The 13,276-nt window shown below is 58.4% G+C and carries 10 protein-coding genes and 1 riboswitch; of the genes, 5 read left to right on the top strand and 5 right to left on the bottom strand.

Annotated elements, in window-relative coordinates; genetic code table 11:
• Window positions 1-71 precede the first annotated feature (71 nt).
• From IEY11_RS02100 to IEY11_RS02090, 3 genes are read left to right on the top strand one after another with little or no spacing between them, the layout of a single operon-like run.
• A complete protein-coding gene (locus IEY11_RS02100; RefSeq protein ID WP_188885618.1) occupies window positions 72-266 on the top strand; it encodes a DUF951 domain-containing protein in 195 nt (64 codons plus the stop codon).
• Window positions 260-1,021, top strand: coding sequence for a uridine phosphorylase (udp, locus tag IEY11_RS02095; RefSeq protein WP_110435086.1), 762 nt, complete (start codon window positions 260-262; stop codon window positions 1,019-1,021). Before IEY11_RS02100 ends, udp begins: the two co-directional genes overlap by 7 nt.
• Window positions 1,018-2,385 (top strand): MATE family efflux transporter, encoded by a 1,368-nt coding sequence (locus tag IEY11_RS02090; RefSeq protein WP_188885617.1) that lies wholly within the window; start codon window positions 1,018-1,020, stop codon window positions 2,383-2,385. The genes udp and IEY11_RS02090 overlap by 4 nt, the downstream gene beginning before the upstream one ends.
• Window positions 2,386-3,398: 1,013 nt before the next feature.
• Here the strand turns inward: IEY11_RS02090 and metK are convergent.
• Window positions 3,399-4,586, bottom strand: a complete 1,188-nt coding sequence (gene metK / locus IEY11_RS02085) for a methionine adenosyltransferase (RefSeq protein ID WP_188885616.1) — start codon at window positions 4,584-4,586, stop codon at window positions 3,399-3,401.
• An 80-nt stretch (window positions 4,587-4,666) separates the two neighbouring features.
• A riboswitch (SAM riboswitch) is annotated at window positions 4,667-4,771 on the bottom strand.
• 273 nt (window positions 4,772-5,044) lie between these two features.
• Here metK and IEY11_RS02080 point away from each other — a divergent pair.
• Complete coding sequence (locus IEY11_RS02080) at window positions 5,045-8,005, top strand: acyl-CoA dehydratase activase (protein WP_188885774.1); 2,961 nt, start codon at window positions 5,045-5,047, stop codon at window positions 8,003-8,005.
• Window positions 7,983-9,251, top strand: a complete 1,269-nt coding sequence (locus IEY11_RS15035; RefSeq protein ID WP_308743845.1) for a 2-hydroxyacyl-CoA dehydratase — start codon at window positions 7,983-7,985, stop codon at window positions 9,249-9,251. Before IEY11_RS02080 ends, IEY11_RS15035 begins: the two co-directional genes overlap by 23 nt.
• Window positions 9,252-9,301: 50 nt before the next feature.
• Here IEY11_RS15035 and IEY11_RS02070 read toward each other — a convergent pair whose 3' ends face one another.
• The 4 genes from IEY11_RS02070 to IEY11_RS15140 all read right to left on the bottom strand — a co-directional run bounded on the left by IEY11_RS02070 (window position 9,302) and on the right by IEY11_RS15140 (window position 13,122).
• Complete coding sequence (locus tag IEY11_RS02070; protein WP_188885615.1) at window positions 9,302-10,183, bottom strand: aldose 1-epimerase family protein; 882 nt, start codon at window positions 10,181-10,183, stop codon at window positions 9,302-9,304.
• Window positions 10,184-10,379: 196 nt separating this feature from the next.
• Window positions 10,380-10,727 carry an Hpt domain-containing protein gene (locus tag IEY11_RS02065; protein ID WP_188885614.1) on the bottom strand — a complete coding sequence of 116 codons (348 nt, stop codon included), beginning with the start codon at window positions 10,725-10,727 and terminating at the stop codon, window positions 10,380-10,382.
• Between the two features lie 14 nt (window positions 10,728-10,741).
• Window positions 10,742-12,952 (bottom strand): GGDEF/HDGYP domain-containing response regulator, encoded by a 2,211-nt coding sequence (locus IEY11_RS15145; RefSeq protein ID WP_330600721.1) that lies wholly within the window; start codon window positions 12,950-12,952, stop codon window positions 10,742-10,744.
• A complete protein-coding gene (locus IEY11_RS15140; protein ID WP_330600720.1) occupies window positions 12,940-13,122 on the bottom strand; it encodes a response regulator in 183 nt (60 codons plus the stop codon). The genes IEY11_RS15145 and IEY11_RS15140 overlap by 13 nt, the downstream gene beginning before the upstream one ends.
• Between the last annotated feature and the right edge of the window lie 154 nt (window positions 13,123-13,276).

Below are 13,276 nucleotides of genomic sequence, written 5' to 3'. Positions count from 1 at the left end.
TATACACTATACTATGATAATAAAGGTAACACCGCATAGCGGTATTGCCCCCAACAAAGGAAGTGAACCCAATGGATATACAGGTAAACGACATTCTTACCATGAAAAAACAGCACCCGTGCGGCAGCAAGCAGTGGCAGGTGCTGCGTATCGGTATGGATTTCAAGCTGAAATGCCTCGGCTGCGGGCACGAGGTCATGCTGCCGCGCAGCAAGGTGGAGAAAAACATCAGAACGGTAGAACGGGAGGGTGAAATCGTATGTTGATAGACGGCAGACAGATGCACATTCAGATCACCAAGGGCGATATCGGGCGGTACGTCATTCTGCCCGGTGACCCGGCGCGGTGCGAGAAGATCGCGCAGTATTTCGACGACCCGAAGCAGATCGCGCACAACCGCGAGTACACGCTGTGGACAGGCTCTCTGGACGGCGTTCCGGTTGCGGTATGCTCGACCGGCATCGGCGGTCCGTCGGCTGCCATCGCCATGGAGGAGCTGGTCGAGTGCGGCGCGGACACGTTCATCCGTGTCGGCACGTCCGGCGGCATTGTGGACAAGGTAAAGGGCGGCGATATCGTCATTGCCACCGGCGCCATCCGTCAGGAGGGCACGAGCCGCGAGTACCTCCCCATCGAGTTCCCGGCAGTCGCGGATTTTTCCGTTGTTTCCGCACTGCATGAGGCGGCGCAGGCGCTCGGCTTCCCGTATCACACGGGCGTAATCCAGTCCAAGGACAGCTTTTACGGCGAGATCCGTCCCGCGCAGATGCCCATTGCGGACGAGCTGACCGCCAAGTGGAAGGCATGGAAGGCGGCAGGCGCGCTCACCAGCGAGATGGAGACAGCCGCGCTCATGATCGTCGCTCAGGTGCTGCACGTTCGGTGCGGCGCGGTGCTCAACGTGCTGTGGAACGCGGACAATGATGACGCTCCCGCCATCCCGCCTGACGCCACCGAGCGCGGCGTAAAAGCCGCCGTGGAGGCGATCCGCGTGCTCATCCGTGAGGACAGCAAGGCATGAGTGAACAACAGAACCAGCAGACAGCGACCCTCGGCACAGCACCCGTAGGGCCGCTGCTGTTTCGGCTGGCATTGCCGACCATCACGGCACAGGTTGTCAACCTGCTGTACAGCATCGTAGACCGCATTTACATCGGACGCATCCCGCTCGAGGGCAAGCTGGCGCTGACCGGCATGGGCGTCACCTTCCCTGTCATCACGCTCATTTCCGCATTCGCGGCGCTGATCGGCATGGGCGGCGCACCGCGGGCGTCTATCGCGCTCGGTGCAAGGGAGCACGACCGCGCGGAACGCATTCTCGGAACGTGTACGGCGGCACTCTGGGCGCTTGCACTCGTGCTGACAGCACTTTTCCTGCTGTTTCAGGCACCGCTGCTCCGCCTGTTCGGCGCATCTGCCGACACCCTGCCCTACGCGATGCAGTACCTCAACCTCTACGTTCTCGGCACGGTTTTCGTGATGACATCGCTCGGTCTGAACGGCTTCATCACCGCGCAGGGCCGCTCCTCGGTGGCGATGAAAACGGTCGTTATCGGCGCGGTGCTCAACACCGCGCTTGACCCGCTGTTCATCTTCGTGTTCCGCATGGGCGTGCGCGGCGCGGCTGTAGCGACAATTATCTCGCAGGCGGTGTCTGCGGCATGGGTTCTGCGGTTTCTGACCGGAAAACAGACGGTTCTGCGCTTAAAACGCGCGTATTTCCGCATTGACCGACCGCTTCTGGCGTCCGCGGTCGGTCTGGGCGCGTCCCCGTTTGTCATGCAGTCAACAGAAAGCCTGCTCACCATTGCGTTCAACGTATCGCTGCAGAAGTACGGCGGCGACGCAGCCGTCGGCGCAATGACCATCCTGACCTCGGTGGCGCAAATGGTGCAGCTGCCGCTGACCGGTCTGGCGCAGGGCGCGCAGCCCATCCTCAGCTACGCCTGCGGCGCGAAGCGGCCCGACCGCATGAAGAAAGTCGTGCAGTTGAATCTTGCGGCGGCGTTCGTGTTCGCGTTTTCGATCTGGGCGGCTGTACAGCTGTTCCCGCATACGGTCGTGCACCTGTTTACCTCGGATGAGGAGCTGGTCGAACGCACCGTCTGGGCGCTGCGCGTCTACTTCGCGCTCGGATTTACCAATGCGTTCCAGACCGGATTCCAGCAGTCGTTTGTGGCGCTCGGCGAGGCGCGTATCTCGCTTTTTCTCGCGCTCGAGCGCAAGGTTTTCCTGCTGATACCGTTTATTTTAATCCTGCCGCACTTTTTCGCGGATAAGCTGTTCGCCGTGTTCCTCGCAGAGCCGGTCGCGGATTTATTAGCCGCGGCTACAACGACAACGCTGTTTTTGATTCGATTCAAGCAGATCACGCGAGATATGTGAGCCAATTTCCCTGCATCGGCTGTGCGGGGTACACGAGGCGCGTAGCGCTACGCCCTATCCGGGAAGCAGCCTTTTTCAGCACCGGCTGAGCGGGGTACTTGAACCGCGCACGCGGTTCACCCTATCCGGGCGGCAGCCTTTTTCAGCACCGACCCAGCGGGGTACTTGAACCGTGCACGCGGTTCACCCTATCCGGGCGGGGAGTTTTTCGCTGAACCTCAGCGGGGAGTTGCGCTGACGCCGCGCGGGCGCACAAGAGGGTAGACACCTGCGGTTTCCACCCTCTTGTGAATCACCCCTTTCCCTTGGATAGTCTGGCGCAGATTGCCGACATGTGACCGCTGCGAAAAAAGGGAACGGCAGTCGGGTTACCGCAGCGTGTCTTTCTCCGCCTTTTCGCAGTTCACAGATAGCGTACTGCTACACATACGGTTAAATCCACGCAGGCGCGACATACCCGTGTCGCGCAACTCTTTAACGTGTTATACCGGACAGCACCTACGGATTAGGCGTTTGATACTATTTATCTTCGCAGGTGCTGTCTATTACAACGCGCTCACGAATTGCGCAACACGGTCATGTTGCGCCTGCGTTGATTTAATCACATGTGTAGCAGACCGGTATCTGACCCTGCGAACAGGTTGCGAAAGACACGGTAGAAAAAATCCTCTGCCGTTCCCCTATTTCGAAGCGGTCACATATAGGAAGTCTGCACCAGATTAGGAAGCAAGGGAAAGGTAGGAGTTCAAAGAGGAAGGAAAACCGCAGGTTGTCCTTCCTTTTTGCCCACCGCCGTGGGTACGGCGTCATCCCCGCCGCGGGGCGCGGCACGTTCCCGCCGTCCGCAGGCGGCGAATCCCCCGCTGAATCTCAGCGAAAAACTTCCCGCCCGGAAAGGACGAACACGCTTACGCAGTTCGCGTGCCCCGGTCAATCCCTGCCGCGAAATTTTGAGATACAAAAAAGGCTCCGGATATGCTCCAGAGCCTTTCTCTATGCAATTTCAGCGCAAATTAACCGTTTACCGCTGCCTTCAGCGCCTCAACCTTATCGGTATTCTCCCACTTGACGCCAAGCTCCTCGCGGCCCATGTGGCCGTAGGCTGCCAGCTGCTTGTAGATCGGCTTGCGCAGGTCAAGCTGCTCGATGATTGCCGCCGGACGCAGGTCGAACACCTTCTCTACGGCCTTCTCAAGCACATCGTCGCCAACAACGCCGGTGCCGAAGGTCTCTACCATGATGGAAACCGGCTCGGCAACGCCGATGGCATACGCCAGCTGAATCTCGCAGCGCTTTGCAAGACCTGCCGCAACGATGTTCTTCGCAACCCAGCGAGCCGCATACGCGCCCGAGCGGTCCACCTTGGTCGGGTCCTTGCCGGAGAACGCGCCGCCGCCGTGACGGCCGATGCCGCCGTAGGTGTCCACGATGATCTTACGGCCGGTCAGACCGGAGTCGCCGTGCGGGCCGCCGATGACGAAACGGCCGGTCGGGTTGATGAAATACTTGGTATTCTCATCCAGCAGATGGGACGGAATGACCTTCTTTACCACCTGCTCGATCATGTCCTTGCGGATCTGCGCGAGGGACACCTCCGGGCTGTGCTGGGTGGAAATGACAACGGTATCCACGCGGACGGGCTGATTGTCCTCGTCATACTCTACGGTAACCTGGCTCTTGCCGTCCGGACGCAGATAGTCGAACATACCGTTCTTGCGTACCTCGGTCAGACGCTTTGCCAGCTTGTGCGCCAGAGAGATCGGCAGCGGCATAAGCTCCTTGGTCTCATCGCACGCATAGCCGAACATCATGCCCTGATCGCCCGCGCCGATGGCGAGGTCGGCCTCAGCGGCGCCCTCCTTGCTCTCAAGGGAGTTGTCAACGCCGAGTGCAATGTCGGCGGACTGCTCGTCGATGGCGGTCAGAACAGCGCAGGTGTCGCAGTCAAAGCCGTACTTCGCGCGGTCGTAGCCGATCTCACGAACCGTGTCGCGGACAACCTTCGGGATGTCCACATAGCAGGAAGTGGAAATCTCGCCCATTACCTGAACCATACCGGTGGTGCAGGTGGTCTCACAGGCTACGCGGGCATACGGATCCTGCGTTAAAATCTCGTTAAGGATCGCGTCCGAGATCTGGTCGCAGATTTTATCGGGATGGCCTTCCGTAACCGATTCCGAGGTGAAAAAATGATGTGCCATTAAGTATCAGTTCCTTTCTCCAGTTCATTTTCAGAGCATTAAAAAACGCTCCTCAGCGGGAGCGAAAAGTTCGTTTTGCTCCCTCATCTTTCGTATTCTTACGCCGGATTTGGCACCTTACGTTGCAAAACAACGCAGGTTGCCGGGTTTCACAGGGCCGTTCCCTCCACCGCTCTCGATAAGGATATGTATTCACTTACGCCGTATATTTTATATAAAATTTCCGGCTTTGTCAAGGGGTATTTTCGGCATCCAAGGAGAAAATCGCCGCATTGACATTTTCCGCTTGCACCGTTATAGTAATAGAGGTAAGAATTTGCCCTGCATATTTATCACATCATATGGCCTTCTCAGGCTGACGCACGGCAGCACTTACCCGCATTCACTTTGCGCCAGGGCGATACCTTATTATTGCCTGAACGGCGCTCTGTTTTGTTATGGGAGAGATCAAGGGTATTATGAATGTAAATGTTGGAATCGACATCGGCTCAACGACCGTCAAGATCGTCGTTGTGCGCGATGGAGAGATCATCCACAAACACTACGAACGGCATTTTTCCAAGGTGCGTGAAAAGGCGGTCGAGCTGGTGCGCGCGGCGCGCGAGCTCATCGGCGAGGACACGCCGCTCCGCTGTTCCATCACCGGCTCGGCCGGTTTAGGCGTGGCGAAGGCCGCGGATATTGATTTTGTACAGGAGGTGTTCGCCACCCGCAAGGCGGTAGGCGTGCACGTTCCGCAGGCCGATGTTGTCATTGAGCTGGGCGGCGAGGACGCGAAGATCGTATTCCTCACCGGTCAGCTGGAGGAGCGCATGAACGGCTCCTGCGCGGGCGGCACCGGCGCGTTCATCGACCAGATGGCGGTCCTGCTGGACGTTACGCCGTCCGAGCTCGATGAACTCGCACAGGGCGCGGAGCGCATCTACACCATCGCGTCCCGCTGCGGCGTATTCGCCAAGTCGGATATTCAGCCGCTGCTCAACGAGGGCGCGCGCAAGGAGGACGTTGCCGCGTCCATCTTCCAGGCGGTCGTCAACCAGACCATTGCCGGTCTGGCGCAGGGCCGCGAGGTCAAGGGCGATGTGCTGTTCCTCGGCGGCCCGCTGTTCTTCTTCAAGGGTCTGCAGAAGCGCTTTCAGGAGACGCTGAAGCTGGATGACGCGCACGCGCACTTCCCGGCTCTCGCGCCGTATGCCATCGCGGCGGGCGCGGCGGAGTACGCAGGCGGCACGCAGAAGACCTACACGGTCGATTCGCTGCTCGCGGCGCTTGAAAAGGCGGCAGACGCTCCGGTCGTTGCCAACTACCTGCCGCCGCTGTTCGAGGATGAGCAGCAGTACGAGGAATTCAAGAACCGTCACGCCATGCACGATGTCATGACGCAGAACGTCACCATGTACGAGGGCGACGCATATCTCGGCATCGACTGCGGCTCGACCACGACCAAGCTGGTGCTCATCGGTGAGGACGACCAGATTTTGTTCCACCACTACCAGTCCAACAAGGGCAATCCGGCGGACGTTATCCGCGAGCAGCTCACCCGCCTGTACGAGCTGTGCGGCGACCGCGTACATATCGTGTCCTCGGCGGTCACCGGCTACGGCGAAGCGCTCATCCAGAATGCCTTCGGCGTGGATTTCGGTCTGGTCGAGACGGTCGCGCACTTCCGCGCGGCGCGCCATTTCTGCCCGGATGTTGATTTCATCATCGACATTGGCGGTCAGGACATCAAGTGCTTCAAAATCCGCAACAAGTGCATCGACAATATTTCGCTCAACGAGGCGTGCTCGTCCGGCTGCGGCTCGTTCATCGAGACGTTTGCCCGCTCGATGGGTTACTCCATCGAGGAATTCTGCAAGCTGGGTCTGTTCGCAAAGCACCCGATTGATTTGGGTTCGCGCTGCACGGTGTTCATGAACTCGTCCGTCAAGCAGGCGCAGAAGGACGGCGCGGGCATTGACGCGATTTCCGCCGGTCTGTCGGTATCCGTTGTCAAGAACGCGCTGTACAAGGTCATCCGCGCCCACTCGCCGGACGACCTCGGTCAGCACATTGTTGTGCAGGGCGGCACGTTTCTCAATGACGCCATCCTGCGCTCGTTCGAGCAGGAAATCGGCCGCGACGTGACCCGCCCGGCTATCTCGGGTCTGATGGGCGCATACGGCGCAGCACTGCACGCCAAGGACAACCGCCGCGACACCACCACGCTCATCGGCACGGATATCCTCGCAGGCTTCGAGCACAACGTGCGCTCCACGCGCTGCGGTCTGTGCGAAAATCACTGCAATCTGACGATTAACGACTTCGGCGGCGGCCGCCGCTTCATTTCGGGCAACCGCTGCGAGCGTCCGCTCGGCGGCACGAAAAAGGCCGACCTGCCCAACCTTTATAAATGGAAGCTGGAAAAGCTGAAAAGCTACGGTAAGCCGTCCGGCATTGCAAACCCGATTGCAAAAATCGGTCTGCCGTTCGGTCTCAACAACTTCGAGCTGCTGCCGTTCTGGACGGCATTCCTGCGTAAACTCGGCTTCGAGACCGTCCTCAGCGACGTTTCCACCCGCGATATGTACATGCAGGGTCAGCATTCCATCCCGTCCGATACGGTTTGCTATCCGGCAAAGCTGATGCACGGCCACATCGAGAACCTGCTCGAAAAGGGCGTCGATGCCATCTTCTATCCGTGCATGACCTACAATCTGGACGAGGAACGCGCGACCAACCATTACAACTGTCCGGTCGTTGCCTACTATCCGGAGCTTTTGAAGGCGAACGTCTCCGCACTTGCGGACTTCGACTTTATGATGCCGTACTTTGAACTCGCGGACAAAAAGCGCTTCACTAAGCACGCCGTTAAGTATTTCTGCGGCAAGTACCCGCAGATCAAGAAAAAGCAGGTCATCGCCGCTGTCGAGGACGCATACATGGCGCAGGACGAATACTACATTGACGTTCGCATCGAGGGTCAGCGCGCCATCCGCTACGCGGACGAGCACGACCTTGACGTTGCCGTTATTGCAGGCCGTCCGTACCACGTTGACCCGGAGATCAACCACGGCATCGACCAGCTGATCGCGTCGTTCGGTCTGGTCATCGTGTCCGAGGATGCGGTCTGGCAGCTGACCGATGCACCCGAGGTGCATGTGCTCAACCAGTGGACGTACCACTCGCGCATGTACGGCGCAGCGAAGTACGTCACCCAGAAGGAGAACGCCCAGCTTATCCAGCTGGTGTCCTTCGGCTGCGGCATTGACGCCATCACGACCGACGAGATGCGCGCCATCTGCGAAAACGGCGGCAAAATTTACACACAGCTGAAAATCGACGAGATCAGCAACCTCGGTGCGGCAAAAATCCGTATCCGCAGTATGCTGGCCGCCGTAGAGGAGGGACGCAAGCTTGCAGAACAGCAAAACGCCTGAGGCAACGCCCGCATATTCCTACCCGCAGTTCACGGAGGAAATGCGAAAAACCTATAAGATTCTGGTACCGAACATGCTGCCCGTGCAGCTTGGACTCATCTGCCGCCTGATGAAAAACTACGGCTACGACATGGAGCTGCTGCACACCGAGGGTCCGAACATCGCGGAGCAGGGTCTGCGCAACGTACATAACGACACCTGCTACCCCGCCCTGCTGGTCATCGGTCAGCTGATGGACGCGATCGAATCCGGTAAATACGACATCCACAAGATCGCGCTCATCCTGCCGCAGACCGGCGGCGGCTGCCGTGCCTCCAACTATATCCACCTGCTCCGCAAGGCACTGGAAAAGAACGGCTACGGCTTTATTCCGGTCATTTCGCTGAACTTTTCCGGTCTGGAGAGCAACCCCGGCTTCAAGCTGACCAAGACCATGCTCGTGCAGGTGGCGTATGCACTTTTGATCGGTGATCTGATTATGATGGTCGCCAACCAGTGCCGTCCCTACGAGGTCGTGCCCGGCTCGACCGACAAGGCGATTGACATCTGCATGGACGCGGTCACGGGGCGCTTCACCGGCGAGCGCATGGTGCGCTACGGCGAGGTAAAGCACCTGTTCCGTTTCGTGCTGACCGTGTTCGGCAAGCTGAAGCTGGATAAAACGCAGAAGAAAAAGCTGGTCGGCATTGTCGGTGAGATCTACGTCAAGTTCTCGCCGCTCGGCAACAACCGTCTGGAAGAATTCCTGCTCAGCGAAGGCTGCGAGCCAGTGCTGCCCGGTCTGATGGACTTCTGCCTGTACTGCATCTACAACTCGGTCATCGACCACGAGCTGTACAGCCGCAACGGCAAAACCGCCGCCGTCTACAAGATGGTGTACCAGTTTGTGCTCGGCAAGCAGGCCGATATCATCAAAATGATGAAGAAAGACGGTCATTTCCGTCCGCCGATGCCGTTTGACGAGGTACGCAAAAAGTCGCACGCCATTATCGGTCAGGGCGTCAAGATGGGCGAAGGCTGGCTGCTCCCCGCCGAAATGGTCGAGCTGATCAGCGAAGGCGTGACCAACATCGTCTGCACCCAGCCGTTCGGCTGCCTGCCGAACCACATCGCGGGCAAGGGCATGATCCGAAAGATCCGCGAGGTCTACCCGCAGGCGAATATCGTCGCAGTGGATTACGACCCGGGCGCGTCGAAAATTAACCAGGAAAACCGAATCAAACTCATGCTTTCGAGCGCAGAGTAACGCAAAGAGGACTGCAAACGCAGTCCTCTTTTTTATGCACAGACTGTGCATTACTCGTCGATGATAGTGGTGAACGTCAGGGTTTCGCTTTCGTTCGGGTGCAATTTGCGGATACCCTGCTTGTGCTCGATGGCATGGTCAAGGTGATTGCCGTCCGGCAGGGTGCTCCACGGCTCGAGGCAGACGAACGGCACCTCGAAATCCCTATACGGGCTCCACACCGCGAAATAGTCGAAGTCGGTGAAGTCCATCGTCACACGGCGGCGGTTCTTCGTGCTGGCAATGGTCGCCGTGCGGAACGGCAGACCCTCGGTCATGACCGCATCGTTTGCAAACAGCTCGCGGGAAATCGGCAGTCTGCCGTCGGTCAGCGGAACGGAAACGCGGTCGGCGGTCAGCATGACGTTCTCGTCGGTTGCAATGCGGCTGAGTGCGTCCGTGCCCTCAAACTCCACATAGTAGTCGGTTATCTTCTCGCCGTCCTCCCAGCAGAGCGTGTAGGCGTCATGACCGCCAACCTCGTAATACATCACGGAATCGCTCGTATTCTTGACGATATGCTCCTTTTTCAGCGCATTTCCATCCAGTGTATAGCGCACGGTGCAGATAAAATCCCACGGATACATCTTTTTCGTGTACTCGCTCGGCGTGAGCGTGAATTCCGCACAGGTGCCGCTGATTTTCTGTGCCTGCCACTCCAGATCACGCCCGAAGCCGTGCTGCGTGATCTCATACGGCCTGCCGTCCACGGTGTAGGTCTTGTCCTTGAGCCGTCCCACGATTGGGAACAGAATGGGTGCATGGCGTTTCCATGCCGCCGGATCGCCCTTCCAGATGTACTCCGTGCCGTCCTTTTTGCTCGTAAAGCGGGTCAGCTCGGCACCGAATTCGTTAATTTCCACGCGAAAGCGTTCGTTTTCCAATACCTGCATGGGTTTTTCCTCCTTTACTTGAGGCAATACCACATAATTAAAGCTGCGGCTCCTTGCGCAGGCTCCGGTCGCGCTGCCGCGGCGCTTTACGCAAATCGCTCTTGTTCAATTATGTGGTATTACCTTAAGTTCAGGATACCCACTTTATCCGGTAAAGTCAAGAAAAAAGGACGAACCAACAGTTCGTCCTTTGCTTTTACTCAAGCTCCGAAATCGCTCTGCGGATTGCGGCATCCTGCTGCTCCACGGCGTCGAGCAGGCTCCTGTCCTCGAGCGGCTTATTGCCTCTCATGGCCTCGGTCAGCACAGCGCTGACCTGATACAGCCGCTCAAAGCCAAGGTTCTGCGCTACGCCCTTGAGGGTATGCGCACCGCGGAAGGCAGCCTCCCAGTCCTGCTGCAGGGCCGCGTTGTGCAGGTCGGCGCAGGACGGGTCGTCCTGATACATCTTCACGAACTTTTTCACCATGTTCTCATTGCACAGGCGCTGCAGCGTGTCCGCATAATCGCCGCCGATCTGTGCGTAAAACTCTTCCAGATTCATGTATGTACTCCTCCTCAGGTCTGTACGTCGTTGCGCTTTTGCTTTGCCCAGTACATCAGCTTGTCCGCCCGGCGGATGGCCTCGAGCAGCGGATGCGCCTGATACACACCGCCGATGCTGACGGTCGGGTGGATATTCTCGTACTGCGGTATTTCAGTTGTGTACACGGCTCCCCGAATGTGCTCGAGTGTCGAACGGAATTTCTCCGCCGGGATATGCGACAGCAGCAGCACAAATTCATCGCCGCCGTAGCGGACGAGTGTGTCCGCTGTGTTGACGCGCGCGAGAATGACATTCGCAACGTGCCGCAGCACCGCGTCGCCCGCAAGGTGGCCGTATTCGTCGTTGATCTCCTTAAAGTTGTCAATGTCGATCACCGCCAGTGCCTCCGCCTTTTCCAGCTCGGGCTGCTGATTCTCGAGGTAGCGGCGCCCGTACGCGCCCGTCACCGGATCCAGATAAAAATCCTCTCCGTGCGAGGCATCCAGCCGGAACTGCCGCCCTCCGCTCGTCACCCAAACGCTGTCGCTGAGCCTGCTGCCCAGCTCGAGCACGCACTCGCGTCCGTCCACGACCAGATAGCGCGAAATCAGCTGATACGCGCACTCGTCGGTAAGCTCCAGCTTGCTCATGCGCGTCTTGTCCTCCATGCAGCGGCAGGAAATGCATCTGCTGCATCTTTTTCCGTGATTCCACACCGGAGAGCACGGCAGGACGCGGTCCGAGAACGTGCCGTCCGCATTCAGCTGCAGGATTTCGCCCCTTTTCGGATCAACCAGCCGCACCACATCAAAAATACGGCTCATGCCCTCCATTGAAGCCGCAAGCTGCCTGCCGGTGACAGCGCCGGAATCCGGCAGCGCCATTTCCGGCAGCATGATATCGGTCTGCATCTCGCGGAACTGACCGACAGCGCCGAGATACCGCGGCTTGGCGTCACTCGACCAGAGCGCACGGGCCGCGAGCATGTACTCGTGTTCCCAGCCGACCTCCGGAAACCGCAGGGTGATCGGCATGCTGACATCCGGAGCATCCCGCGTGGTAACATACAGCGCGTTTTCCAGGCGGTGAAGGTCATCCTTGCTGAAGATCGTGAATTTTTCCGTATCCGTCGCATCATACAGACGGCTGCCAAACGGCAGCGTATCCGTGTGGTCCGTCACAGAGATGGTGCGCGTTGCCGCATCATAGTCGAACTGAATGCCGCAGGACTGCTTGGCAAAGAAGTCGGTCTTGATACGCTCGGTCTCGAGCGCCTGAATCGAGCGCCCGACCTGCGGCGTCGCCTGCTTGAGCATCATTTCGGTCGAAAGCTGCTGCGTGCGCGCCGTGCTGTGCATATATCCCTCGTTCGCCTCGCGCAGACGCTCCCTGATCTGCAGCGACGCATCGAGCAGGCACTCAAGCAGCAGCGGATTGAACGTGCCGCACTCGCCGTTTACGATCATCTGCAGGGCGGTCTCGTGGTCATACGCGGACTTGTAGCAGCGCACGCTTGTCAGCGCGTCGTACACATCGGCAACCGAAACGACCTGCGCCGCAATCGGGATCTCCTCGCCGGTCAGACCGTCCGGATAGCCGCGGCCGTCGTAGCGCTCATGGTGCCAGCGCGCGATCTCATACGCGGTCTTGAGCAGCGGCTCCTCATTCGAGAACGGCAGGTCGTGCAGGATATCCGCGCCGACCGTCGTGTGCGACTTCATGATCTCAAACTCTTCCTTTGTCAGCTTGCCGGGCTTGTTGATGATCTCATCCGGAATACTGACCTTGCCGATATCGTGCAGCGCGGACGCACTCGAGATCAGCTGAATGTCCTCCTGCGTCAGCGAATAGCGGTCGGTCTTCTGCACCAGACGGCTCAGCAGCACCTCGGTAATGGTGCGGATGTGCAGCACATGCGGGCCGCTCTCGCCGTTGCGGAACTCGACAATATGGCTGAAGATATTGATCATCAGGTCGCTGATCTTTTCTTTTTCATAAATCTGCTCGGCGGCAAGCCGCATCAGCCGCTTCTGCTTGGCGGCCAGTATCAGCGCGTTGACCACGCGGCGGCGCACGACCATGCGGTCGAACGGGCGGCTGATATAGTCGGTAACGCCGAGGTCATACGCGCGCTCGATGTGCTCGATGCCGTTCTCCGCCGAGATCATCACCACCGGGATATCCTCGATCTGGCGGTTGTTGTTCATCGCGGTCAGCACGTCAAAGCCGTTCATCTCCGGCATGCCATATCCAGCAGGATAAGGTCGATATCGGTGTGCGTCCGCAGCAGCTCGATCGCGCGTGCGCCGTTTTCCGCCTCGATAAAATTGTATTCATCACCAAGAATATCGGCTAAGATCGTGCGATTCAGCTCGGAATCATCTACGATCAGAATCGTGCTTTTCTCTTTCATTCGTGCTAAAACCTCCTGCCGGTCAAGCAATAGATGCCGTGATTGATTGATCACAGGCCGCATAAAACAAATCGTGTTCCTGCATGCATCTGCATACATAAAGCCGAGGTCTGCAGAGCAGAAAACCGGCAGGGATAACGCTAAAATAATCCAT

Origin of the sequence: Butyricicoccus faecihominis, from assembly GCF_014648015.1 — a bacterium.
Lineage (GTDB): Bacteria > Bacillota > Clostridia > Oscillospirales > Butyricicoccaceae > Agathobaculum > Agathobaculum butyriciproducens.
The sequence above is the reverse complement of the archived record's forward strand: the minus strand, read 5'-3'. Positions and strand labels throughout refer to the sequence as shown.